Origin of the sequence: Streptomyces sp. NPDC101776 (genome assembly GCF_044766845.1) — a bacterium.
GTDB lineage: Bacteria > Actinomycetota > Actinomycetes > Streptomycetales > Streptomycetaceae > Streptomyces.
Map to the genome: position 1 here is coordinate 228,260 of NZ_JBIWMV010000010.1, position 22,535 is coordinate 250,794.

Consider the following 22,535-nt stretch of genomic DNA (forward strand, 5'->3'; position numbering starts at 1 on the left):
TTCGTCACGGGCGGGTCTCGTAGCGCGGTTTCGGGGTCGGGTGGATGTTCTGGTTGAGGTGGAAAACGTTGTCCGGGTCACGGTCCGCCTTGATGCGGGCCAGCCGGTCGTAGTTGCCCCGGTAGCTGGCCCGGACACGTTCCTGTCCCTCGTCCATCATCATGTTCACGTAGGCGCCGCCCGCCGAGTACGGGTGCAGGGCCTCCTGGTAGTCGACGGCCCACCTCTTGATGAGTCCGGCGTTGGCGGGGTCCCCGTCGACGCCGGCGAAGACGGACGCCCAGCGTGCGTCGCGATACGCCCACGGGGTCTCGTCGTCGCCGACGTCGTGGGCGGCGCCGTCGATCGGGTAGAGGTGCATCGTGGACTGCGGGGTGGGGACCTCGGCGCCGAACTTGGCGTGGAGTTCCACGGCCTCGTCGGGGATGTCGTTGACGAAGTCGGCGCGCCAGTACCACTGGTCGCCGGGCGGGTAGAGCCCGTCGAACATGCGCTGCATGTCCGGGTGTTGCATCGGTCCGGCCGCGTGCAGCAGCGGTGCGGGCAGCGCGTCGAGCAGGGGCGCCATCTCGCGTGCGGCGGCCTCGGTGTCGGCGCCGGTCCAGCACCACACCACGCCGGCCGTCTTGCGCAGCCGGATCTCCTCGGGGAACGGCGGGGCGGGCGGGACGCTGCCGTGGAGGAAGAAGGCGTTCAGTTCGCGGGGTGCGTTCGGCAGGAACTCCCGGTAGGCGGTCAGGACTTCGGCGCTGATCTCGACCGGCCAGAAGGTGGGTCCCGCGACGACCGTGCTGATCTCGTGCAGGCGAAACAGGAACGAGGTGACGACTCCGAAGTTGCCGCCGCCGCCCCGGACCGCCCAGAACAGGTCGCTGTTCTCGTCGGCGCTCGCCCGCACCCGGCTGCCGTCGGCGAGGACGAGGTCCGCCTCCAGCAGGTTGTCGATGGTCAGCCCGCACTTGCGGGTGAGGTGGCCGAGCCCGCCGCCGGTGGCGATGCCGCCGACTCCGGTGGTGGAGATGATGCCGCTGGGGGTGGCGAGGCCGTGCGCGTTGGTGGCGCGGTCCACCTCGCCCCAGACACAGCCGCCGCCGACCCGGACCGTACGGGCCTCGGGGTCCACCTGGATGTCCTTCAGCGGGGAGAGATCGGCGACCACTCCCCCGTCGACGGTGCCGAGTCCGGCCCCGTGGTGGCCCCCGCCGCGCACCGCGAGGGGCAGGTCGTGGGCGCGGGCGAAGGCGATCACGCGGGCCACGGCGTCCACGTCGGCGCAGCGCGCGATAAGCGCCGGCCGTTTGTCGATCATCGCGTTGTAGACGGCGCGGGCCTCCGGGTAGGCGGTGTCGTCCGGGCCGATCAACTCCCCGGTGAAGCCGATCAGTTCACGGCGAGCGGTCTGTGCGGGTGTGCTGGACATGCGGTCCCCGTTTCGTGGTGCGCTGGATGACCTGCTTGTTGTATTTCGCCCGGAACGGCACGGTCATCCGTGCGGGTCACCCAGCTCGGGGCCGTCGGGTACCTACGTTTCGCCGTCCGGGAGCAGCCCGAGCTCCGTGGCGCGGGCCGCGGCCTGCCGCCTGGTGGGTGCGTCCAGCTTCTCCAGTACGGCCCGTACGTGGTTGTCGACGGTCCGCACGGACACCACGAGCCGGTCGGCGATCTCCGGGTTGGTCAGACCGTCCACGAGCAGCCTTACGACCTGGAGTTGGCGTTCCGTGAGACCGGCCGGGTTGTGCCGGGTCGCCGCGTGCGGGCCGCGCGGGACGCGGCGGACGCCGAGGTCGCGCAGCTCGGCGCGGACCAGGTGGGCGAGCGGGTCGGCGCCGAGCGCGTCGAGCCGGGCGAGCGCGGCGAGTTTGTCGGCCGGGTCGGGGCTCTCCGCGAGCGCGGCGGCGTGTTCGTAGGGGCAACCCGCCCTCTCCCACAGGTCCGCGGCCCGCTTCCAGTCGCCGGCGGCCTGGAGCGCGTACGGATGATCGCTGTCGTCGACGGCCGCGGGGTGCCCGGACTTGCCGAGCCAGTAGCCGAGTTCGGCCCGGTACGGCCCGTAGTCCAGCCGCCCCGCCTGCGCGTGCACCGGCCCGGCCGCGGCGACCGCCGCCGCGTGGTCGCCGCGCAGCCAGGCCGCCTCCGCCCGTACGGCCGCCACCGGTCCGGTGCGCTGCAACTCCCCGGCCCGTACGGCGATCTCCCAGGCCTGGACGAGGAGTTCGTCGGCGCCCGGCCTGCCGCGCCGGACCCGTACCCGTGCCAGGACGGTCAGCGCGGGACAGCGTGCCGGTACGAAGTCGTGCATCCCGTACTCGGCGTGCCGCTCGGCGCCGTCCCAGTCGGCGGCGGCGAGCCGGCGCATGGCCTGCTCGACGTGCAGGTAGTTGAGGAACCCCAAGTGCTCGGCGCGGTCGGCGAGTTCCATGGCCGGGGGCAGATAGCGGTCGGCCTCGGCGTACCGGAGGTTGTCGAGGAGGGACCAGATGATGTTGGCGTAGGACCGGCAGGCGTGTTCGACCTCGCCCGCGGCGAGCGCCACGGCGAGGCTCTCCTCCAACTGCCGTCGCCCGTCCGGGTCTCCGCTGCGCCAGCGGGCGGCGCCCACGTTGTTGAGGGCGTGGGCGAGGATCGCGGCGTCGTCCGCGCGGCGGGCCAGGGCGATGGCGCGCTCGCCGTGCGCGACGGCCTCGGCGTACCGGTCGGACAGCATGCGCAGTTGGGCGGTGTTGCTGAGCGCGAGCGCCAACAGCCGGTCGTCACCGGCGTGTTCGAGGACGGCGATGGCTTCCCGTGCCGCGTCCTGGGCCTCCTCGGCGTGGCCCGCCCACCAGTGGATGCGGGACAGCCAGCGCAGGTCGGCGCCGAGCGCGAGGGTGTCGCCCAGCGAGCGGCGCAGGGCCACGGCGTCCCGTTGGGCGGCGACGGCCTCGACGGAGTCGGCGATGGTGTAGCACTCCACGGCGTAGCGTTCGAGCAGGTCGGCGAGTTCGGCGGGGGTGTAGCGGTGGCGTTGCCGCAGCACGAGCCGGAGATGGGCGGCGGCCTCGCGATGGGCGCCCGCCTCGGTGGCGTCCCGGGCCGCGCGGTGGCCGTAGCGGGCGATGGCGTCGTGGTCGCCTGCCTGCGCGGCGTGGTGGACGATACGGGCCGGGTCGGAGCCCGGCCGGGCCACGAGCGCGGTGAGGGCGTCCCGGTTGAGGTCGATACGGCGGGCCGCGGGCAGGAAGTCGGCGATGGCTCGGCGGATCAACTCGTGCCGGAACGCGACCCGTTCGGGGCTCACGGCGAGCAGTCCGCGCTGTTCGGCCGCGGCCAGCCCGGCGACGCCGTCCGGCAACAGCGCGTCGACCAGGGGCCGTTCGACGGCCGAGGGCAGGACGGCGAGCTGCTCCAGCGCGTCCACGCTCCGGCCGTCGAGTCCGCGCAGCCGGGCGAGCACCGCGTCGACGACGGTCGGCGGCACGCCCCCGGTGCCGCCGGCGGCCAGGACCTCGGTGACGAAGAAGGGATTGCCCGAGGTCACCTCGTAGACCTGTGCCGGGTCGAGCCGGCTGGCCGAACTGAGCGTGCGTACCGCGGACTTGGAGAGGCGGGCCAGCGGCAGCCGGTGCACGCGGTCGGCGCGGGACGCCTGGCCCAGCAGGTGGCGCAGCGGATGCTCACGGCTGAGTTCGTCGTCCCGGTAGGTGAGGACGAGTACGGCGGGGAGCTGTGCCATCCGCCGCACCAGGAAGCGTAGGGCGTCCAGTGAGGCCTCGTCGGCCCAGTGGACGTCCTCCACGACGAGTACCGTCGGACGCGGTATCCCGGCCAGTTCCTCCCGCAGTGCTTCGTAGACGCGCTGACGGTCGCCGCCCTCCACGACGGCGTGGGCGAGTTCGGCGCCGACGCTGCCGACGAGGTCACGGAACGGGCCGAGGGGGCGGCGGGTGGCGAGATCGTCGCACTGCCCGAGGAGGATGCGTGAGCGAGGGGGCAGCCGGTCCGGCATGGCCCTCACCAGGCTCGACTTGCCGATGCCGGCCTCGCCGAAGACGAGCGCCACGGATCCGGCCCCGTCCGCCGCCTCACGTGCGGCCGTTGCCAGTAGCGCCAATTGGGGCTCGCGCTCCAGGATCCCCCGATCCACGCCGTCGATTCTGCCATCCGCCGGGAGATCCCGTCCGGGTGTCGCGGGCCGGACCACCGACGGCCACCCGCAGCTCCCGCTGGACCGGACTGCCGAACTCGCCCGGGCTAACGGCCGGTTCGCGGGACCTGTTTCGCCACCCGCACCGGCTTGATCTGGTGTCTGCGGCGCGGCTTGGGGGCGTCGAGCATGCTGACGCCGTTGTAGTTGCGGCCGCGGATGTAGAACACGGGCGTGGCCACGAAGGTGACGAAGACGGCGACGACGCTGACGGAGAAGAGGAGCGGCAGCGACTGCCCCTCGGGGAGGGTCTTGCCGCCCTCGTGGACGGCGTAGGCGAACGCGGTGACGAAGGCGATCAGACACAGCGCCCCGACGACGCGCAGGATGGTCGCGAGCGTGCGCGTGGTGGACTGGTCGCGAACCTCGGCCAGCAGGGACGCCGAGCACTCGGTGCAGGTCAGCTCCACCGTGTGCTTGCCCGACGGGGGCCGCTTGACCACGTAGTGCGCGTCGGTCCAGGTGATCGTGCGCGTCTTCGGTGTCAGGAATCCGCCCGTGACCTTGTCACTGAGGATGTGCCGCACCGCGACCTCCGTGGTCCCCGTTGTGTTCATGGCTCCTCCGACATGCGCACCCTGACGATCATCACAAAGCTTGCACAGTGTGACCTGTGAGAACCGACCACTCAATGGTCCTGGTGATTTCTTTTCCTTCGCCTACAACTTCTCAACTCAGCCATGGCGTGCGGGACTTCTCTGGTCGCACCTCTTGACGCCTTTGGTGCAGACCTTTAGGTTCACCAGCCAACAGACCTCCCATGAATGCATTCCCCGCTCACATATGTGAACACCCGTGTTCACATCTCACCGCCCTCCAGCCGGCGGCGTCCACCCCCCACCCCAGGACGAAAGGGCCCTCGTCATGCAACGCCTCGCCCTGCGCTGCGCCCTCGCGCTCTCCCTCGGCCTCACCGCCGTCGGCACCCTCGGCGCCCCCTCCGCCTCGGCCGCGACCGGCACCATCACCGGCCTCGGCGGCAAGTGTCTCGACGTCGCCGGCGCCGGTTCCGCCGACGGCACGGCCGTACAGATCTACGACTGCAACGGCACCGCCGCCCAGCAGTGGACGGTCGGCACCGACGGGACCATCCGTGCCCTCGGCAAGTGCCTTGACATCACCGGCAATTCGACGGCCAACGGAGCCCAGCTCCAACTGTGGACCTGCGGTGGCGGCACCAACCAGAAGTGGACGGTCACCGCCGCGCGCGACATCGTCAACCCGACCGCGAACAAGTGCCTTGACGTCACGGGGAGTTCCTCGGCCAACGGCACCCGCACCCAGATCTGGACCTGCTCCGGCGCCACCAACCAGAAGTGGACCGCGCCCGCCGCCGGCGGCACGACCCCGCCCACGACCGCCCCGATGGCCGTCGCGCCGTACCTCTACAACGGCTGGGGCAACCCGCCCAGCCCCACGACTGTCATGAACGCAACCGGCGTGAAGTGGTTCACGCTCGCGTTCGTCCTGAGCAACGGCTACTGCAACCCGCAGTGGGACGGCGGCCGGGCGCTGACCGGCGGAGTCGACCAGTCGACCATCAACACCGTCCGCGCAGGCGGCGGCGACGTCGTCCCGTCCTTCGGCGGCTACAGCGGCAACAAGCTGGAGAGCTCCTGCTCCAGCGCGGGCGAACTGGCGGCGGCCTACCAGAAGGTCATCAGCGCCTACTCGCTGAAGGCCATCGACATCGACATCGAGGCCGACGCGTACAGCAACGGGACCGTGCAGCAGCGGACCGTGGACGCGCTGAAGACCGTCAAGGCCAACAACCCGGGCATCAAGGTGTACGTCACCATCGGCACCGGCCAGAGCGGTCCCGACACGAGTCTCATCAACCGGGCCGCCTCGTCCGGACTGACCGTGGACGCCTGGACGATCATGCCGTTCGACTTCGGCGGCGCGGGCCAGAACATGGGCACGCTCACCCAGCGGGCGGCCGAGGGCCTGAAGACCGCGCTGAAGAACGCGTACGGCTACAGCGACGACGCGGCCTACCGGGACATGGGCATCTCGTCGATGAACGGCATCACCGACAACAGCGAGACCGTCACCACAGCCGACTTCCAGACCATCCTGAGCTACGCGCAGGCGCACCACCTCGCGCGGCTGACGTTCTGGTCGGCCAACCGTGACCGGCCCTGCCCCGGCGCCTACCCGAACGACGACACCTGCTCGGGCGTGAGCCAGAGCAACTGGCAGTTCACCAGCATCTTCGCCCAGTACACCGGCTGACGTACGCCCCCCGCGACCTTCCTCCCCAACCCCCCATCACCACAGGAGAATCCGTGCTCAGACGGAAAAGACTGTCCGGCCGCCACGTCATACCGAGAGCGCTCACGGCCGTCGCGCTCGTGGCGACCACCGTGACCGGCATCGAGTTCGCCACGCAGGGCTCGGCGAGCGCGGCGGGCACGGCAGCCGCCGCGATACCGACCGGCTACACCACCGTGGTCAACAAGGGCAGCGGCAAGTGTGTCGACGCCCGCTCCGCCGCGAGTGCCGACGGCACCGCCGTCCAGCAGTACACGTGCAACGGAAGCACCGCGCAGAACTGGCAGTTGGTCGCCACCGACGGCGGCTACTTCCGCGTGAACAGCAACCTGAACGCCGCCTCGGCCTGGGACGTCACCGGCGTCTCGACCGCCGACTCCGCGCTCATCCAGCTGTGGACGTACTCCGGCGGCAACAACCAGCAGTGGCTGCCGGTCGTCGAGTCCGACGGCGCCTACCACTTCGTCAACCGCAACAGCGGCAAGTGCCTCGACGTGCCGAGCGCGTCGACCGCCGACAGCGTGCAGTTGGCGCAGTACACCTGCAACGGCACGGCCGCGCAGTCCTTCACCCTGGGCGGTGCCACGACGAACCCGCCCGGCACCCCGGACTTCGGTCCCAACGTGACGGTGTTCGACCCGTCGATGTCGGCGGCCGGCATCCAGTCCAAGCTGGACTCGGTCTTCTCCCAGCAGCAGACCAACCAGTTCGGTTCGGCCCGCCAGGCCCTGCTGTTCAAGCCGGGCACGTACAGCGCGAACGCCAACGTCGGCTTCTACACACAGGTCGCGGGTCTCGGCTTCTCGCCGGACGACGTGACGATCAACGGTTCCGTGCACGCGGAGGCCGACTGGTTCCAGGGCAACGCGACGCAGAACTTCTGGCGCGACGCCGAGAACCTGTCGGTCAACCCCACGGGTGGCACCGACCGTTGGGCCGTCTCGCAGGCCGCGCCGTACCGGCGCATGCATGTGCGCGGCAACCTGGCGTTGGACGACGGCGGTTGGTCCAGCGGCGGCTTCATCTCCGACACCAAGGTCGACGGCCAGATCCAGTCCGGGACCCAGCAGCAGTTCCTCACCAGGAACTCCACGATGGGCAGTTGGTCCGGCTCCAACTGGAACATGGTCTTCGTCGGCGACCAGGGCGCACCCGCCCAGTCCTTCCCGACGTACACCAACGTCGCCAGCTCCCCGACGATCCGCGAGAAGCCCTTCCTCTACGTCGACAGCGCGGGCGCCTACCAGGTGTTCGTGCCCGGACTTCAGTCCAACGCCGTCGGTACGACGTGGAGCGGGAAGACCCCGGCGGGCAAGTCCCTGCCGATCGACCAGTTCTACATCGTCAAGCCCGGCGCCACCGCGGCCGACATGAACACCGCGCTCGCGGCCGGCAAGAACCTGCTGGTCACCCCGGGCGTGTACCACCTCAACCAGACGATCAACATCACCCGCCCCGACACGGTCGTGCTGGGCATGGGCCTGGCCACCTTCGTGCCGGACGGCGGGATCACCGCGATCTCCACGGCCGACGTGGACGGCATCGAGCTGGCGGGTCTGCTGGTCGACGCGGGCACCACCAACTCCGCGACGCTGGTGCAGATCGGCCCGTCCGGTTCGACCGCCTCGCACGCCTCCGACCCGACGCAGTTGTCCGATGTCTTCGTCCGCATCGGCGGCGCCACCGTCGGCAAGGCCACCAACTCCGTGGTGATCAACAGCGCCAACACGATCATCGACCACACCTGGATCTGGCGGGCCGACCACGGCAACTCCGGCACGGTCGGCTGGACCACCAACACGGCGGACACCGGACTGATCGTCAACGCCGCCAACGTGACGGCGTACGGCCTGTTCGTCGAGCACTTCCAGAAGACCCAGGTCGTCTGGAACGGCAACGGCGGCAGAACGTACTTCTTCCAGAACGAGATGCCCTACGACCCGCCGAACCAGGCCTCGTGGATGAACGGCACCGGCAAGGGCTATCCCGCCTACAAGGTCGCCGCCTCGGTAACCACCCATGAGGCGTGGGGACTTGGCAGCTACTGCTACTTCAGCAGCAATTCGAGCGTGGTCGCCGATCGCGCCTTCGAGGTGCCGAGCGTGTCCGGGGTCAAGTTCCACGACATGGTGACCGTCTCACTGGGCGGGGTCGGCACGATCAGCCACATCATCAACAGCACCGGCGGACCGTCCAACTCCAGTAGCAACGTCGCCTACTTGACCAACTACCCGTAGACCGAGACCGCACGGAAAGGATCGATCACTCCATGAACTCCATCAGATCCGGTTCCACCCGCGCGCTCCTGCGGGTCCTCCTCCTGCTGGCGACGCTGCTCGGCGTCGCGGCCGTACCGCCCGCCGCCCAGGCGAGCACGGCGGCGACGCCGTTCAAGATCCTCGCGCTCTACAGCGGGACCTACGACGCGGCGCACATCGACTTCGACAAGGAGGCGAACGTCTGGTTCCCGCAGCAGGCGGCGGCCAACGGCTACACCTACACGGCCAGCACCAACTGGGACCTGCTCGCCAACGGCGGGGTCAACGCGTACCAAGTCGTCCTGTTCCTCGACGACCTGCCGCAGACCTCCGCCCAACGCACCGGTTTCGAGGCGTACATGAGGGGCGGCGGCGGCTTCATGGGCTTCCACGTCTCGGCCTTCACGACCGACGCGGCGAGCTGGTCCTGGTACCACAACACGTTCCTCGGCTCGGGGAACTTCGTGTCCAACACCTGGGGTCCGACCGCGGTGACCCTGAAGGTGGAGGACCACTCGATCCCGCCCACAGCGGCCCTGCCGGCCACGTTCACCTCGTCGGTCAGCGAGTGGTACAGCTGGTCCAACGATCTGCGGCAGAACCCGGACATCAAGATCCTGGCGTCGATCGAACCGAGCAGCTTCCCGGTCGGCACGGATCCCAACCAGTCCTGGTACAGCGGGTACTACCCGATCCTGTGGACCAACACGAAGTACAAGATGCTGTACGCGAACTTCGGCCACAACGCGATGAACTACACGACCAACACGCGGCTGTCGTCGACGTTCGCGAGCGCCACCCAGAACCAGTTCCTGCTGAACGGACTCAAGTGGCTCGGCGGGGGCGACACTTCGACGCCGCCGACGGACACCCCGATCTCCGAGACCTCCTGGTACTCCGTGCAGAACGGCGGCAACGGCACGTGTGTGGACGCCCGTTCGGCGGCCACCACCAACGGGACGGCGATCCAGCAGTACGCCTGCAACGGCACGACGGCGCAGCAGTACCAGTTCCGCTCCACCGACAGCGGGTACATGGAGATCACCGCGCGCGGCAACCCGGCGCAGGTCATCGACGTGACCGACCGCTCGACGGCGGACAACGCGCCGTTGCAGCTGTGGGCCTACTCCGGCGGCACGAACCAGCAGTGGCAGCCCGTGCGTGAGACCAGCGGGCGCTACCACTTCGCCGCCCGGCACAGCGGCAAGTGCCTGACCGCCGCCGCGGCGGCGACCAACAGTGTCCAGCTCACCCAACGGACCTGTGACGGCTCCGCCGCGCAGTCCTTCCAACTCACCGTGCAGTCCTGAGCCACCGCACGGCGGAACAAGGGCGCCTCCCACCGCACGGACGCGGTGGGAGGCGCCCTTGTTCCGCCCCGCGTTTTCATCACTAACGGATGACTGTTGTCAGCGATACCCAACCACTGTTATCGTCGATTACATGAACACGAGATCGCTGATAATCGAGGCGGCGGCGGAGCTGATCGCCCAGTCGCCCAGCGGCGACGTCTCGACACGGGCCGTGTGCGACGCGGCGGGTGTCCAACAGCCTGTGCTGTACCGGCTGTTCGGCGACAAGGACGGGCTGCTGGCCGCGACGGTCGACCACGTCTGGGACCAGTACCTGGAGACGAAGCGCGCCGCCGAGAAGTCGGCGGACCCGCTGCAGGACCTGCTCGCCGGGTGGGACAGCCATGTGGCGTTCGCGCTGGCGCATCCCAACGCCTACAAGTTGATGTTCGCCCCGGCGCTGCGCTCCACGCCGGAAGCGGCGCGGGAGGCGCTGCGCATCCTCCGCGCGGTCCTGGAGCGGCTCGCCGCGCAGGGCCGGATGCGGATCGCACCGGGGATCGCGGCACAGATGGTCATGACGGCCACCACCGGTGTGGCGCTGGCGCTGATCACCCGCCCCGAGCTGTACCCGGACGCCGTGCTGTCGACGCTGGTCCGGGACGCGATGGTCCAGGCGATCCTGCTCGACCCGGCGGCGGACACGACCGTCCACGACGCCCGCGCGGCGGCGGCCACCACGCTGCTCTCGTCCCTCGACGACCTCACCCCCGAACCGTTCACCCCCGCGGAGTCGGCCCTGCTCGGCCAGTGGCTCACGCAGATCCCCACCACACAGAAGGACTCTCACCATGACTGACACCGACACCCCCACCCGCGTCGCCCTGATCACCGGCGGTTCCGGCGGCATCGGTCGCGCTGTCGCCGAGCGGCTGGCCCAGGACGGCATCGCGGTCGGCGTGCACTACGCGGGCAACAAGGCCAGGGCCGACGAGACGGTCGCCGCGATCGTCGCGGCCGGCGGCAGGGCGATCCCGGTCGGCGGTGACGTCGCCGACGAGGAGGCGATGTCCGCCGCGTTCGACGCGGTCGAGGCGGAGTTCGGCGGCATCGACGTGGTCGTGAACACCGCCGGGATCATGGCCCTGTCCCCCATCGCCACCCTGGACCTCGACGACCTCGACCGTATGCACCGCACCAACATCCGCGGCACGTTCGTCGTCTCCCAGCAGGCGGCCCGCCGGGTGCGCGGCGGCGGCGCGATCATCAACTTCTCCACCACCGTCACCCGCACCAAGTTCCCGACGTACGGCGGCTACGTGGCGAGCAAGGCCGCGGTCGAGGCGATGACCCTCGTCCTGGCCCGCGAACTCCGCGGCAAGGACATCACCGTCAACGCCGTCGCCCCCGGCCCCACCGCGACTCCCCTGTTCCTGAACGGCAAGGACGGCACGACGATCGAGAACCTCGCCAAGGCCTCCCCCTTGGAACGCCTGGGCACCCCGGACGACATCGCCGAGTCGGTCGCCTTCCTGGCCGGCCCGGCCCGCTGGATCAACGGTCAAGTACTGTTCGCCAACGGCGGGTTGGCGTGACGGGGAGAAGAATCCAGAGATGACCTACGTTCTGCAGGCAGTGATCGCCGGAGACGACCTGCTCCGTTCCGCCGCACAGAAGGTGCCGGGCGCCCGAGTGGCCTCTCTCGGCCAGGGCCTGTCGCTGCTGCCGATGACGAGCGAGGTGCTCGACGCCGTCTCGGCCGGCGACACCGCTCGGTCCCTGGGGTTCTGGCGGCTGCCGGCCGGCTTCGAGCGCAGGCTCGCCGAGTGGTCCACCGCGGGACCGGTCGCCTATGTGGAGGCCGAGTACTTCGGTGGGGCCGGCGAGCAACGGGTCGTCGTCTGGGCCGACGGGGCACTCGCGTGGGGGCCGTCGGACCAGCGGGCGATGGGGATCAGCCCGATCTCGCAGGCCCTGCGCCGACTGGGCGCCACCAGCGGTCCGGGCCAGGACGAGTTCACCGCCGTGGGCCTGGACCGCCACCGGCACAACGACGACTGGATCCCCTCTTCCCCGTGACGGCCCACCCGCCCCAACTACCCCACCGCGTCCGCCACTTCCCGCCGGTACGACTCCCCGCCCCCGAACAGCTCCTCGGACACGGCCCGTACGGCGTTGACGACCAGCGGCGCGACCAACTCCAGCGGGGCGCGCCCGTCGCCGACGACCGAGATCGCGCCGATCGGGCCGTCCGGTCCGCGCAGCGCGAGGCCGACGCAGCCGAGGTCGGGGAAACACTCGCCCCGGTCGATCGCCAGCCCGTTGCGCCGGCGCACCGTGCTCAACTCCCGGTGCAGGAGGTCGAGTCGGCCGATGCTGTGCGAGGTGCGGCACTCCATCGACTGCTGGTACCGGGCGTCGATCTCCTCCGGGCTCAGCCAGGCGAGCATCGCCTTCCCCAGCCCGGTGCAGTGGGCGACCGCACGCCCGCCGACCCGCGACGGGATGTCGACCGCGGCCCGGCCGCCGACCTTGTCGAGGTAGTAGATCTCCGGGCCGTCGAGCACGGCGAGATGGACGACCATCTTCGTCCGGACGGCCAGGTCCAGGAGTTGGGGCGCGGCCGCCGCGCGCAGGGTGCTGTGCCCGATCTCCCGCCCGCCGAGACCGAGCGCACGCGGTCCCAGCGCGTACCCGGCGACCGTGTGGTGCAACCAGTCCAGGCGCACCAGTTGATCGAGGATCCGATGGGTGGTGGAACGCGGGAGGTGGGTCCGGCGGGACACCACTTCCAGGGTGAGATGTGTCTGGGGCCGCTCGAAGAGGTCCATGATCAGCGTGACGCGCTCCATCATCGACGGTGGCAGCGCATGCCGGTCGGCCTCGTATCGCGGTTCCAGGCGAAGGGCAGACGTCATCGTCAATGCCTCTCTGCTCAAACTGAAATCAATTCTAGTTCGGCGCCGTTCGTCAACGTATCAACGGCGTCGGACGCGGGCCAAGAGGCGTGCACGAGTTTATTGGTACGCCCGGTCTAATCAACGCGTCAAGAGCCGCTCCCCGGTGCGTGGTCCGGGGAGCGGCTCTGCGGAGAGGCGCGGTCAGCAGCCGCGCGTCAGGTCGAGCGCGATGTCCACGATCATGTCCTCCTGACCGCCGACCAGCCCGCGCCTGCCCACCTCCTGGAGGATGGTGCGCGCGTCCAGGCCGTACTGCGCGGCCGCCGTCTCGGCGTGCCGCAGGAAGCTGGAGTAGGCGCCCGCGTAGCCGAGGGTGAGGGTCTCCCGGTCGACGCGCACCGGCCGGTCCTGGAGCGGTCGTACCAGGTCGTCGGCGGCGTCCTGGAGCGCGAACAGATCGCAACCGTGCTTCCAGCCGAGGAGGTTGGCGACGGCGACGAACGGTTCGATCGGGCAGTTGCCCGCACCCGCGCCCTGTCCGGCGAGGGACGCGTCGACCCGGGTCACACCCTCCTCCACCGCCGTCACGGAGTTGGCGACCGACAGGGAGAGGTTCTCGTGCGCGTGGATGCCGATCTGGGTCTCCGGATCGAGCACGTCCCGGTAGGCGCGGATACGGTCGCGCACGCCGTCCATGGTCAGCCGGCCGCCGGAGTCCGTGACGTACACGCAGTGCGCGCCGTAGGACTCCATCAGCCGTGCCTGGCGGGCGAGTTCGGCGGGGTCGGTCATGTGGGCCATCATCAGGAACCCGGAGACGTCCATGCCGAGTTCGCGCGCGGTGGCGATGTGCTGCGCGGCCACGTCGGCCTCGGTGCAGTGGGTGGCGATCCGCACCGAGCGGACCCCGAGGGAGTACGCCTGCTTGAGTTCGGCGATGGTGCCGATGCCGGGCAGCAGCAGGGACGTCAGCGTCGCCCGGTGGATGGCGCCGGCCGCGGCCTCGATCCATTCCCAGTCGGTGTTGCTGCCGGGGCCGTAGTTGAGACTGCCGCCGGAGATGCCGTCGCCGTGGGCGACCTCGATGGCGTCCACGCCCGCCTGGTCCAGGGCCGCGCTGATCGCGGCCACCTTCGCGGGCGTGATCCGGTGTCGGATGGCGTGCATACCGTCCCGGAGGGTGACGTCCTGCACATAGAGCCTGGGGGTCACCGGGTCACCTCGCTGGAGAAGCGCTGGGCGATGCGCTCGGCGACCCGCAGGGCGGCCGAGGTCATGATGTCGAGGTTGCCCGCGTAGGCGGGCAAGTAGTGGGCGGCACCCTCGACTTCGAGGAACACGGACACCTTGGTGGTGACCTCGGAGGCGTCGCCGGTGAAGAGCGTGTGCACCGGATCGCCGGCCGGGATCGGCGTGAACTGCACCTGCTGCTTGAGCCGGTAGCCGGGCACGTACTCGGCGACCGCGTCGACCATGCCCTCCACGGAGGCCCGCACCTGCTCCTGGTCCGCGTCGCCGATCAGGCAGTACACGGTGTCCCGCATGATCAGCGGCGGCTCGGCAGGATTCAGCACGATGATCGCCTTGCCCCGCTGAGCGCCGCCCACCTTCTCGATCGCGGCGGAGGTGGTCTCGGTGAACTCGTCGATGTTGGCCCGGGTTCCGGGTCCGGCCGACTTCGAGGCGATCGACGCGACGATCTCGGCGTACGGCACCGGTGTGATCCGGCTGACCGCGTGCACGATCGGGATGGTGGCCTGGCCGCCGCAGGTGACCATGTTGAGGTTGTCGGCATCGCCCGCGAGGTGCTCGTCAAGGTTCACCGGCGGCACGACGTACGGTCCGATGGCGGCCGGGGTGAGGTCGACGAGCCGTTTGCCGTACGGGGCGAGGCGCTTGGCGTTCTCGACGTGCGCCTTCGCGGAAGTGGCGTCGAAGACGATCCCGATGTCGTCGAAGCCGTCCATCCGGATCAGCCCGTCCACGCCCTCGTGCGTGGTCGGCACCTTCAGGCGCGCGGCGCGGGCGAGGCCGTCCGAGTCCGGGTCGATGCCCACCATCGCGGCCATCTCCAGGGTCTCGGACAGCCGCAGCACCTTGATCATCAGGTCGGTCCCGATGTTGCCGGAACCGATGATGGCCACCTTGGTCTTCGTCATCCCTGTTCCTTCGAAGAGTCCGATGAGTCCGGTTCGTTGGCCGAGAACGTCGCGGTCACCGTGCCGAGGCCCGACATCTCGGCCCGTACGGTGACTCCCGGCGGGGTGGGGACGAGCGGACCCAGCGCTCCGGAGAGCACGACCTGACCGGCCCGCAGCGGGTCGCCGAACTCCCGGGCGGTGCGCGCCAGCCACAGCAGCGCGGCGAGGGGGTCGCCGAGGCAGGCCGTGCCGTCCCCCTCCGAGGCGAGCTTCCCGTCGGCGTAGAGCCGCATGGTCACGTCCCGGGGTTCGAACGCCTTCAACTCGACCCGCTCGGCGCCGAGTACGAACAACCCGCTGGACGCGTTGTCGGCGACGGTGTCGGTGATCGCGATGTCCCAGTCGGCGACCCGGCTGTCCACGATCTCCAGCGCGGCGACGGCGTACGCCACGGCGGACCGCACCCGCTCGATGTCCAGTTCGCCGTCGTCGAGGTCGGCGGCGAGGACGAACGCGATCTCCGCCTCGACCCTCGGTTGCAGCAGCCGTTCGCTCGGTACGGCCGGCAGTGCGCTGACGTCCATGTCGGCGAGGAGCACCCCGAAGTCGGGCCGGTCGACGCCGACTTGGCGCTGCACCGACTCGGAGGTCAGCCCGATCTTGCGGCCGACGACCCGTGCGCCGGCGGCGATCCGGTCGGCCACAATGCGTTGTTGGACGGCGTAGGCGAGGCTGATGTCGGTGGCGCCGAGCAAGTCCCGTACGGGGGCGCACGGTTGACGGTCACGGGCCGCGCGTGTCAGTCGTACGACCGCCTCGGCCACCCCCGCCGCACGGTCCGCCGCCGCCCTCGGTTCCCAAACGTCTGTCATTCGCATCCTCAACTCGTGATGGTCTCCAGCCTGGGCATCGGTGCCCGATCACGGTCACGCGCGTTCCGCTCACCGGGACTCGATCCGGGGCGGAATCGGGCCTGGACGAACCGTCTCGCTCAGCGAGATACCGGGGCGGAGCCGCGCAGTTGGCTCGATACCGTCGCCCGCACATTGCGAGAGGTTGTGGCGTTGAGCCGCGCTCGGCCGTCGAGAAGCGTCAGCACACCTGAGGAGGTCAGGATGACCAGCAACGAGGACGTCTACGACGTGATCGTGGTCGGGTCGGGCGGAGGACTGGTCGGTGCCTATCTGGCAGCGGCACGCGGCCTGCGGACGCTCGTCATCGAGAAGACCGACCGGGTCGGCGGTACGACCGCCTACTCCGGTTCCGGTCTGTGGTACCCCGGTTCCGCGCCCATGCGGCGGGCCGGTCTTGACGAGAGTGTCGAGGACGCGCGGACCTATCTGCGCGAGTCCGTCGACGACGAGTCGCGCGAGCCGCTCCAGGAGGCCTATCTGCGGGCCGGCGTGCAGCTGATCGACGAGTTGGAGCAGAACCCGTGGTTCCAGTCGTTCGTGCATCTCCCGGTGCCGGACTACTATCCGTCGGTCACCGGCTCGTCCCCCACCGGGCACACCGTGTTCCCGCCGCAGGTCACCGTCGCCGAACTCGGAGCACACGCCGAACTGGTCCGCGCCTGCCTGCCCACCCAGCGGTGGGGCCACGACGAGGGGCCGGTCCTCAGCGGTGGCCGCGCGTTGATCGGCAGGACGCTGGCGGCGTTCCTGGAGACGGGCCACGGCTCGCTCCGCCTCAACACCGCGTTGGAGGGCCTCGTTGTCGAGGACGGCAGGGTCGTCGGCGTGGAGGCCGTGAGCGACGGCGAACAGGTCACGTTCCGCGCCACGGGTGGCGTGATCCTCGCGGCCGGCGGCTTCGAGCGCAACCGCGACCTGCGCGCGAAGTACCAGCCGGTTCCGGAGCACGGCAGCGAGTGGACGCACGGCGCCCCGGGCAACACGGGCGACGCGCTCCAGGCCGGCATCGCGATCGGTGCCGCCACCGACCTGCTCGACGCGGCCTGGTTCACGCCAGGACTCGTGTGGCCGGACGGCCTGCCGCTCTTCCACACGGGCACCCGGGGCGGAATCTGGGTCAACGCGGCCGGCGAACGCTTCGTCAACGAGACCCGCCCCTACGACCAGGCGGGCCGCGAGATAGTCCACCTGCATGCCACCACCGGCGTCTCGCACATCCCCGCCCACTGGATCATCGACCAGCGCCAGCTCGACCGGGACAGCTTCGGCGGCCCCCACGACCAGCCGGTCCGGCCCGAGTGGTTCGAGTCCGGAGCACTCAAGAAGGCTGATTCCCTTGAGGAGTTGGCGAAGCTGATCGACGTACCCCTCGATGCCCTGCGCGCGACCGTCGAGGAGTTCAACGGCTACGCGCGGACCGGGGTCGACGAGAAGTTCCATCGTGGCGAGACGCCCTGGGACCAGATGGCTCAGTACGTCCTGGGCTTCCCCGCCCTGCCCGAACTGAACTACCCGGCACCGCCCGCCACGAACGAGTGGCCCAATCCGCTGCTGCCCCCGCTGGACACCCCGCCGTACTACGTCGCGACCATCCTCCCCGCCGACATCGGCACCAAGGGCGGCCTCAAGATCGACGAGCACGCCCGGGTGCTGCGCCCGGACGGACAGCCCATCGAGGGGCTGTACGCGTCCGGGAACACGGCCGGCGCGATGACGGGACGCGTGTACCCGGGCGCGGGGGCTCCCATCGGTTCGAGTGTCGCGTTCTCGTACCTCGCCGTGCTCGACATCGAGAGCGGCACGGACTGACCGGTCAGAGCCAGCGCCGGAACGGCTCCCGGAACACCACCACGTCCGGACGCCTTCGCCCCACCGCCTTCTCCGCGAGAGCCGTCGCGGAGAAGTGCGATGCGGCCACAGGCCAGGCGATGACCACCGCCGAGAGGGCGACCATGATCGGATACTCGGTGATGAGCTGGTCCGCGCTCCAGTACGTCAGCAGGGTGAAAGCCGACATGAAAGACGCGGGAAGCGAGAACACCCCCAGCACAAGGGCGACTCCCAGTGCTGTCTCCAGAAGGGGCATCGCGAATCCGAAGAAATGCGGCCGGCCCGCGAGCGCGAAATCCGCGAAACTCTTGAAGTAACCCGGAACCCTGCTGTTCGACTTGGCACTGTTCGCCACCAGCAGGATGTCCGCGGCCCCGAAATGCGCCCGGTATTTGAGCGTTCCTTCATGGAGCCACAGAACACCGAGGGTGACTCTGACCGCGCCGGCGAGGACCGCCGCGATCGGAGTCGGCCGCGAACGAGACGACTTCATGACAGTTTCGCGGCGCCGAATACCGCCTTCGCCTTGTCGCAGTGGATGACCACGGTGGTGTACCCGGCCGCGTCGACTCCACTGAGCGCGAACATCTGGGACGCCTTGTCGAACTTGACGGCACCGAGCTGCTTGCCCGCCGACACTGCGGCTTCGTCCGTGCCGTTCGTGAGGTAGACATGCAGGTCCGGACCCTCGTCGGACGTGAATCCGGAGAGCGTGACGTCCGAACCGCTCACCTGCGCGGAGCCGGTCACCTTCTTGCCGTTGAGCCCCGCGAACATTCCCGTCCTGTCGGCCGACTTCATCGCCGCCTTCGAGGCCGACATGGAGGGTGCCGCTTTCGCGCTGGAGTCGCTGTTGTCGGACCCACCACACGCCGTGAGCGTGAAGGAAAGGGCAACGAGAGCCACGCCGACGAACCCGATTTTCCGCATGCCGAACATCCTGTTCTTGATTCCGCTGGGAATCGGCGGCAAGAGGAACGGGCTGCCGCCGACGGGAACCAAGCTACCCACGGAATACGGGAAATGACGCCGTGGCCCGGGGGACGTAAGAATTGCTTCACATTTACGCGGCGCCCACGACGACCCCGGCGAGCTGCGACTACGGCGTGAGGAGCAGCCGTGCGGCCAGGCGCATGTTGGTCTCCGCCTCCGCCGTGGAGAGCTCCTCGGTGAGCAGGGCCACGAACAGCCCCCACCAGCCGTAGATGAGCAGGCGCGCCCTGCTGCGGTCGGTCGCCGAGGCCTCGCGGACGCCGCCGCAGAGGAGCCGCAGGATGGCCTGTCCCAGGGCGCTGTCGACGAGGTCCGTGCGGGCCGGGACGACACTCGTGTACTCGGTGAACGACGACAGTGCCACCGCCGAGGCGAGCAGGGGGCTGTCCAGCAGCTTCACGCTGAGCGTGATGAGCAGCTCCGCGATCTCGGCGGCGGCGTCCGTGCCCCCGTCGGCTACGCGCTCGCGACCGTCCTCGTGACCGCCGACGAACTGCTCGATGTGCCACTCCAGGACCGCCATGAACAGGTACGGCTTGGAGGGGAAGTAGCGGTACAGGGTGGCGATGGCGACGCCGGCCTCCTTGGCCACGTCGTGCATCTGCACGCTGGCCAGCCCCTCGCGGGCGCCGAGTTCGGAGGCGGCGCGGAGTATGCGGACCCGGCGGGCGGCCTGGCCGCTCGACATCGGGGCCGCCGGTTGCCGTCCCTCAGCGGGTCTCGCCACGTCGCCCCCCACGTCGTCCGGTGCTCCCGCCGACGCTCAGGACGCCTCGGGGCGGGTCAGGAAGGCCAGGACCGTGCTCTCCCAGGCCTCCTTCTGCTCGATCATGGCCCAGTGGCCGCAGTCGGGCAGCACATGCAGTTCCGCTTTGGGAATCGTACGCATCGGGATCAGCGCGCTCTCCAACGGTGTGACCCGGTCGTCGCGGCCCCAGGTCAGCAGCGTGGGCGCGGTGATCTTGTGGAGGGCGGCCCAGATGGGCTGGTCGGAGTGGGCCTGCGCGGCCTGCATGGCGGCCATGGCCTGCCGGCCGTAGATCCGCCGGGAGGCCTCCAGGGTCGCGGGCTCGGTGGCGGTCACCCACCGCTCCTCGATGAGTTGCTCGGTGAGGAGGGCCGGGTCGTGGACCATCGACCGGAGCCACTGGACGAGGTTCTCGCGGGTCGGGTTCTCGGCGAACTCGACCAGCAGGTTGAGGCCTTCGCTGGGGCCCGGCGAGAGGATGTTGCGGCCCACGCCGCCAATGGTGACGACCCGGCGGAACAAGTCCTTGTGGGCTACGGCGAGTCCGGCGGCCACGAAGCCGCCCATGGAGTTCCCGATGACGTCGACGCGCTCCAGGCCGAGGCCGTCGAGGAAACGCAGCACAGCCTTCGGGGCCGCCATCATCGGGTTCTCGTCGGTGGGGTCACTGACCCCGAACCCGGGGAATTCCAGGGCGAGACAGCGGAAGTGCTTCGCGAACACCGGGAGATTTCCCCGGTAGTTGCGCCAGCCGGTCACGCCGGGACCGGAACCGTGCAACAGGAGCAGGGGCGGCCCGTCGCCCACCTCGTGGTAGCGCAACGTGCCCTCATCGGTGTGCAGTTCGCGCAGGGTGTCCTCAGCGGTGAGTGTCATGGCGGTGCGTGGCCTCCGGTCGCGGGGTGACAGGCGACAGTCACCGTGTCACCGCGTCCCGACCGGGTGTCGCGCTCCTCCCGATCAGTGGGACGTGTACGGCTCCTGGTCCGGCCGCCTGATTAGCGTCGGACCGCAAGGACTTGACGACGGTGATGGGAGAACCCTGATGGGTGTGCGCTCACTCGGGTATGTCCGGCTGGAATCCAGTGACATCGAGAAATGGAAGGTGTTCGGGGCGGATTTCCTCGGCCTGATGCCAGTTGAGGGCGGCGACCCGGAATCCCTCTACTACCGGATGGACGACTATCCGGCCCGTATCGTCGTCTCCCCCGGTTCGCAGAGCGGGATGACCGCCCTGGGCTTCGAGGTCATCGACGAGCGGGAGCTGGCCCGCCTGGTCGCCGACGTCGAGAAGACCGGCATCAAGGTGACCGCCGGCACCGAGGACGAGGCCGCGGAACGCCGGGTCACCGGCTTCGTCAAGTTCAACGACCCGGGCGGCAACCCGGTCGAGCTGTTCTACGGCGCGATCCTCGACCACGTTCCGGTGCAGACTCCCCTGGTCTCGGGGTTCCTGACCGGTGACATGGGCTTCGGGCACGCCATCCTCTCCGCCGAGGACGCGCGCGGGACCTTCGACTTCTACGTGAACGTCCTCGGCTTCATCGAGCGCAACACGATGCGCTCGCCGGGCGGTACGACCTGGTTCATGGGCTGCAACCCCCGCCACCACACCCTGGGCGTCACTCCGGCGCCGGGTCCCGGGCGGCTACTGCACTTCATGGTCGAGGGCAAGACGCTGGACGACGTGGGGCGTGCCCTCGACCGGGCCGCGAAGCTGAACGTCCCGATGATGCACTCGCTGGGCAAGCACACCAACGACCGCATGGTGTCGTTCTATGTGTGGTCGCCGGAGAACTACGCCGTCGAGTTCGGCTGGGACGGCCTCAAGGTGCCGGAGCCGGTCCCCGTCTACGAGATCACCGACGGCGCCTTCTGGGGGCACCACTTCACCCCGCCGCCGCAGCCCGCCGGCTGACCCGAGCGGCACGACAGGAGCCCCACGGTCCACGGCCGTGGGGCTCCTCCGTGTCAGCGCTCGACGGTGATGGCCCGCTCCGGGCAGGCCAACTCCCCGTCCCTGGCGGCCTGTTCGTGTTCCGGCGGCACCTCGCCGTCGTAGGGCAGCGCATAGCCGTCGTCGTCGAGCCGGAACACCTCCGGCGCCGCCGCCGCACACCTCGCGTGCCCGGAGCACAGCGAGGAGTCGATCGTGATCTTCATGCACAACTCCGTTCTACGGCTTGTTCGTCGAGCCGGCGTCCACGGTGAACTGGAGACCGGTGACGTAGCGCGACTCGTCCGACGCGAGGAACAGGACGGCGTTCGACACATCGCGCGGCTCGACGTACGGGGCGAGGGGGTTCATCGCGGCGAGCGCGAACAGCGGTTCCCGCGCGGCGAGTTCCTCGATCGGGACGCCGACGGTGATCCCGGTGTCACTGACGCCGGTGGGGTGCACGGTGTTCACCCGGATACGGTGCTGGGCGAGTTCGTTGGACAGCGCCTTCATCAGGCCGACCACACCGTGCTTGCTGGCCGTGTAGTGGGCGTACGGCACATGGCCGCGGATGCCGGCGGCCGAACTGGTGATGATGACGGAGCCGCCCTGTCCGGCCTCGATCATCCAGGGGATCGCGGCCCGCACCGCGTTCCAGGGGCCCTTGAGGTTGACGTCCATGACGACGTCCCAGGCCTCCTCGGACAGTTCCCAGGCGGCGCCGATGCTCATCACACCCGCGTTCGCCACAAGCGTGTCGAGCCGCCCGAACTCCTCGCGCGCCGCGTCGACCGCGACCCGCATCTCGGCGACCGAGCGCACATCGGCCTGGACGGCGACACACCGGCGGCCGGTCGCCCGCACCAACTCCACGGTCTCTTCGAGCTGTTCCTTCGACGCCAGCGGATAGGGCAGCTCGTCGCTGATGTCGTGGCACACGTCGGTGACGACGACATCGGCTCCTTCCTCCGCCAACCGCACGGCGTGCGAACGCCCTTGACCACGGGCCGCGCCCGTCACGAGCGCGACCTTGCCCTCCACACGCCCCACGCCGACTCCCTTT

The 22,535-nt window shown here is 69.7% G+C and carries 22 protein-coding genes; 9 read left to right on the forward strand and 13 right to left on the reverse strand.

Annotated elements, in window-relative coordinates:
- Positions 1–4 precede the first annotated feature (4 nt).
- The 3 genes from ACIRRY_RS29130 to ACIRRY_RS29140 all read right to left on the reverse strand — a co-directional run bounded on the left by ACIRRY_RS29130 (position 5) and on the right by ACIRRY_RS29140 (position 4,740).
- Entirely contained in the window at positions 5–1,420 is a 1,416-nt protein-coding gene (locus ACIRRY_RS29130) for an FAD-binding oxidoreductase (RefSeq protein WP_403978023.1), read from the reverse strand.
- A gap of 102 nt (positions 1,421–1,522) precedes the next feature.
- Complete coding sequence (locus ACIRRY_RS29135; RefSeq protein ID WP_403978026.1) at positions 1,523–4,123, reverse strand: ATP-binding protein; 2,601 nt, start codon at positions 4,121–4,123, stop codon at positions 1,523–1,525.
- Positions 4,124–4,230: 107 nt separating this feature from the next.
- Positions 4,231–4,740, reverse strand: coding sequence for a hypothetical protein (locus ACIRRY_RS29140; RefSeq protein ID WP_403978028.1), 510 nt, complete (start codon positions 4,738–4,740; stop codon positions 4,231–4,233).
- A gap of 307 nt (positions 4,741–5,047) precedes the next feature.
- Here ACIRRY_RS29140 and ACIRRY_RS29145 point away from each other — a divergent pair, with 307 nt between their 5' ends.
- From ACIRRY_RS29145 to ACIRRY_RS29170, 6 genes are all read left to right on the forward strand, one after another.
- Entirely contained in the window at positions 5,048–6,418 is a 1,371-nt protein-coding gene (locus tag ACIRRY_RS29145) for a ricin-type beta-trefoil lectin domain protein (RefSeq protein ID WP_403978031.1), read from the forward strand.
- Positions 6,419–6,471: 53 nt separating this feature from the next.
- Positions 6,472–8,694, forward strand: coding sequence for an RICIN domain-containing protein (locus tag ACIRRY_RS29150; protein ID WP_403978033.1), 2,223 nt, complete (start codon positions 6,472–6,474; stop codon positions 8,692–8,694).
- 32 nt (positions 8,695–8,726) lie between these two features.
- The gene (locus tag ACIRRY_RS29155) at positions 8,727–10,025 is read left to right on the forward strand and encodes a ThuA domain-containing protein (protein ID WP_403978035.1); all 1,299 of its coding nucleotides are present in this window, start codon (positions 8,727–8,729) and stop codon (positions 10,023–10,025) included.
- A gap of 133 nt (positions 10,026–10,158) precedes the next feature.
- Positions 10,159–10,866 carry a TetR/AcrR family transcriptional regulator gene (locus ACIRRY_RS29160; RefSeq protein WP_403978039.1) on the forward strand — a complete coding sequence of 236 codons (708 nt, stop codon included), beginning with the start codon at positions 10,159–10,161 and terminating at the stop codon, positions 10,864–10,866.
- Positions 10,859–11,602 carry an SDR family oxidoreductase gene (locus tag ACIRRY_RS29165; RefSeq protein WP_403978042.1) on the forward strand — a complete coding sequence of 248 codons (744 nt, stop codon included), beginning with the start codon at positions 10,859–10,861 and terminating at the stop codon, positions 11,600–11,602. The genes ACIRRY_RS29160 and ACIRRY_RS29165 overlap by 8 nt, the downstream gene beginning before the upstream one ends.
- A 19-nt stretch (positions 11,603–11,621) precedes the next feature.
- Positions 11,622–12,086, forward strand: a complete 465-nt coding sequence (locus ACIRRY_RS29170; RefSeq protein ID WP_403978045.1) for a hypothetical protein — start codon at positions 11,622–11,624, stop codon at positions 12,084–12,086.
- 17 nt (positions 12,087–12,103) lie between these two features.
- Here ACIRRY_RS29170 and ACIRRY_RS29175 read toward each other — a convergent pair whose 3' ends face one another.
- The 4 genes from ACIRRY_RS29175 to ACIRRY_RS29190 all read right to left on the reverse strand — a co-directional run bounded on the left by ACIRRY_RS29175 (position 12,104) and on the right by ACIRRY_RS29190 (position 15,920).
- Entirely contained in the window at positions 12,104–12,862 is a 759-nt protein-coding gene (locus ACIRRY_RS29175) for an IclR family transcriptional regulator (RefSeq protein WP_403978367.1), read from the reverse strand.
- Between the two features lie 246 nt (positions 12,863–13,108).
- Positions 13,109–14,119, reverse strand: a complete 1,011-nt coding sequence (gene dmpG, locus ACIRRY_RS29180) for a 4-hydroxy-2-oxovalerate aldolase (protein ID WP_403978048.1) — start codon at positions 14,117–14,119, stop codon at positions 13,109–13,111.
- Entirely contained in the window at positions 14,116–15,066 is a 951-nt protein-coding gene (locus ACIRRY_RS29185) for an acetaldehyde dehydrogenase (acetylating) (protein WP_403978051.1), read from the reverse strand. The genes dmpG and ACIRRY_RS29185 overlap by 4 nt, the downstream gene beginning before the upstream one ends.
- Positions 15,063–15,920 (reverse strand): 2-keto-4-pentenoate hydratase, encoded by an 858-nt coding sequence (locus ACIRRY_RS29190; protein ID WP_403978053.1) that lies wholly within the window; start codon positions 15,918–15,920, stop codon positions 15,063–15,065. Before ACIRRY_RS29190 ends, ACIRRY_RS29185 begins: the two co-directional genes overlap by 4 nt.
- Positions 15,921–16,163: 243 nt before the next feature.
- On the opposite strand from ACIRRY_RS29190, the gene ACIRRY_RS29195 reads away from it, so the two are divergent.
- On the forward strand, positions 16,164–17,771 hold the full coding sequence (locus ACIRRY_RS29195) for an FAD-dependent oxidoreductase (RefSeq protein ID WP_403978055.1): 1,608 nt from the start codon (positions 16,164–16,166) through the stop codon (positions 17,769–17,771).
- 4 nt (positions 17,772–17,775) lie between these two features.
- Here ACIRRY_RS29195 and ACIRRY_RS29200 read toward each other — a convergent pair whose 3' ends face one another.
- Both ACIRRY_RS29200 and ACIRRY_RS29205 read right to left on the reverse strand, forming a co-directional pair.
- Complete coding sequence (locus ACIRRY_RS29200; protein WP_403978057.1) at positions 17,776–18,285, reverse strand: hypothetical protein; 510 nt, start codon at positions 18,283–18,285, stop codon at positions 17,776–17,778.
- The gene (locus tag ACIRRY_RS29205; protein ID WP_403978059.1) at positions 18,282–18,569 is read right to left on the reverse strand and encodes a DM13 domain-containing protein; all 288 of its coding nucleotides are present in this window, start codon (positions 18,567–18,569) and stop codon (positions 18,282–18,284) included. The genes ACIRRY_RS29200 and ACIRRY_RS29205 overlap by 4 nt, the downstream gene beginning before the upstream one ends.
- On the opposite strand from ACIRRY_RS29205, the gene ACIRRY_RS29210 reads away from it, so the two are divergent.
- Positions 18,553–18,819 carry a hypothetical protein gene (locus ACIRRY_RS29210; protein WP_403978061.1) on the forward strand — a complete coding sequence of 89 codons (267 nt, stop codon included), beginning with the start codon at positions 18,553–18,555 and terminating at the stop codon, positions 18,817–18,819. The genes ACIRRY_RS29205 and ACIRRY_RS29210 overlap by 17 nt on opposite strands.
- Before the next feature lie 72 nt (positions 18,820–18,891).
- Here the strand turns inward: ACIRRY_RS29210 and ACIRRY_RS29215 are convergent, their stop codons facing one another.
- Positions 18,892–19,512 (reverse strand): TetR/AcrR family transcriptional regulator, encoded by a 621-nt coding sequence (locus tag ACIRRY_RS29215; protein WP_403978064.1) that lies wholly within the window; start codon positions 19,510–19,512, stop codon positions 18,892–18,894.
- Positions 19,513–19,548: 36 nt separating this feature from the next.
- Positions 19,549–20,409 (reverse strand): alpha/beta fold hydrolase, encoded by an 861-nt coding sequence (locus tag ACIRRY_RS29220; RefSeq protein WP_403978067.1) that lies wholly within the window; start codon positions 20,407–20,409, stop codon positions 19,549–19,551.
- Positions 20,410–20,578: 169 nt separating this feature from the next.
- Between ACIRRY_RS29220 and ACIRRY_RS29225 the strand changes: the two genes are divergently transcribed.
- Complete coding sequence (locus ACIRRY_RS29225) at positions 20,579–21,451, forward strand: VOC family protein (RefSeq protein WP_200709255.1); 873 nt, start codon at positions 20,579–20,581, stop codon at positions 21,449–21,451.
- 53 nt (positions 21,452–21,504) lie between these two features.
- Here the strand turns inward: ACIRRY_RS29225 and ACIRRY_RS29230 are convergent, their stop codons facing one another.
- Positions 21,505–21,696 carry a ferredoxin gene (locus ACIRRY_RS29230; RefSeq protein WP_403978071.1) on the reverse strand — a complete coding sequence of 64 codons (192 nt, stop codon included), beginning with the start codon at positions 21,694–21,696 and terminating at the stop codon, positions 21,505–21,507.
- 13 nt (positions 21,697–21,709) lie between these two features.
- Positions 21,710–22,522, reverse strand: coding sequence for a mycofactocin-coupled SDR family oxidoreductase (locus ACIRRY_RS29235; protein WP_403978073.1), 813 nt, complete (start codon positions 22,520–22,522; stop codon positions 21,710–21,712).
- Positions 22,523–22,535 lie beyond the last annotated feature (13 nt).

What these genes read in the sequence shown, in the direction of transcription:
- ACIRRY_RS29130 (WP_403978023.1), bottom strand. Translation starts at nt 1,420, where the DNA reads ATGTCCAGCACACCCGCACAGACCGCTCGCCGTGAACTGATCGGCTTC.
- ACIRRY_RS29205 (WP_403978059.1), bottom strand. Translation starts at nt 18,569, where the DNA reads ATGTTCGCGGGGCTCAACGGCAAGAAGGTGACCGGCTCCGCGCAGGTG.
- ACIRRY_RS29165 (WP_403978042.1), top strand. Translation starts at nt 10,859, where the DNA reads ATGACTGACACCGACACCCCCACCCGCGTCGCCCTGATCACCGGCGGT.
- ACIRRY_RS29190 (WP_403978053.1), bottom strand. Translation starts at nt 15,920, where the DNA reads ATGACAGACGTTTGGGAACCGAGGGCGGCGGCGGACCGTGCGGCGGGG.
- ACIRRY_RS29195 (WP_403978055.1), top strand. Translation starts at nt 16,164, where the DNA reads ATGACCAGCAACGAGGACGTCTACGACGTGATCGTGGTCGGGTCGGGC.
- ACIRRY_RS29220 (WP_403978067.1), bottom strand. Translation starts at nt 20,409, where the DNA reads ATGACACTCACCGCTGAGGACACCCTGCGCGAACTGCACACCGATGAG.
- ACIRRY_RS29200 (WP_403978057.1), bottom strand. Translation starts at nt 18,285, where the DNA reads ATGAAGTCGTCTCGTTCGCGGCCGACTCCGATCGCGGCGGTCCTCGCC.
- ACIRRY_RS29140 (WP_403978028.1), bottom strand. Translation starts at nt 4,740, where the DNA reads ATGAACACAACGGGGACCACGGAGGTCGCGGTGCGGCACATCCTCAGT.
- ACIRRY_RS29225 (WP_200709255.1), top strand. Translation starts at nt 20,579, where the DNA reads ATGGGTGTGCGCTCACTCGGGTATGTCCGGCTGGAATCCAGTGACATC.
- ACIRRY_RS29175 (WP_403978367.1), bottom strand. Translation starts at nt 12,862, where the DNA reads ATGATGGAGCGCGTCACGCTGATCATGGACCTCTTCGAGCGGCCCCAG.
- ACIRRY_RS29160 (WP_403978039.1), top strand. Translation starts at nt 10,159, where the DNA reads ATGAACACGAGATCGCTGATAATCGAGGCGGCGGCGGAGCTGATCGCC.
- ACIRRY_RS29155 (WP_403978035.1), top strand. Translation starts at nt 8,727, where the DNA reads ATGAACTCCATCAGATCCGGTTCCACCCGCGCGCTCCTGCGGGTCCTC.
- ACIRRY_RS29170 (WP_403978045.1), top strand. Translation starts at nt 11,622, where the DNA reads ATGACCTACGTTCTGCAGGCAGTGATCGCCGGAGACGACCTGCTCCGT.
- ACIRRY_RS29230 (WP_403978071.1), bottom strand. Translation starts at nt 21,696, where the DNA reads ATGAAGATCACGATCGACTCCTCGCTGTGCTCCGGGCACGCGAGGTGT.
- ACIRRY_RS29145 (WP_403978031.1), top strand. Translation starts at nt 5,048, where the DNA reads ATGCAACGCCTCGCCCTGCGCTGCGCCCTCGCGCTCTCCCTCGGCCTC.
- ACIRRY_RS29185 (WP_403978051.1), bottom strand. Translation starts at nt 15,066, where the DNA reads ATGACGAAGACCAAGGTGGCCATCATCGGTTCCGGCAACATCGGGACC.